The 429-nt window shown below is 42.2% G+C and carries 1 protein-coding gene; it reads right to left on the reverse strand.

Annotated features, from left to right (window positions below; all coding sequences use genetic code 11):
• On the reverse strand, window positions 1-429 hold a 429-nt coding region (locus COV46_06425), incomplete at both ends, for a type I restriction endonuclease subunit S (GenBank protein PIR16932.1).

Here is a 429-nt window from a genome sequence, read left to right on the forward strand (position 1 = left end):
AGTTCGCCATCCATTGCGCTTAAGATGTCAGCTATTTTTTCTTGCTCTGCATAATCATCTGGCATTTGTATCTTGAGATCCTTTAAATCATTGCTATTGATAGCTGTGAAGGTGCTACCTTGGCTGAGTTTTATCCATTGTGATTCCATACATAGGAGCGATTGAAATAAATAAGGCAATGAGGTTCCTTTTTTCGATTTGATTGCACACATGCCACGACCAATACAGGCATGATGATGTGATATGAATACTTCACCAACGGGAGCCCTGACACTCACAAGGATGTCATTAATGTTACAGGTTTTTGTAATAGTAGAAGTCCACAAACGCGGTGCGCTTACTCTATTGACTATGTCAGCATTACCCTGAATTAGTGGCAACCCCTCCTGCATATCATTATAGGCAGCGGATGGGGGTGAGGAGCCCATA

Source organism: Deltaproteobacteria bacterium CG11_big_fil_rev_8_21_14_0_20_49_13, assembly GCA_002796305.1.
In the GTDB taxonomy this organism is placed as follows: domain Bacteria; phylum UBA10199; class UBA10199.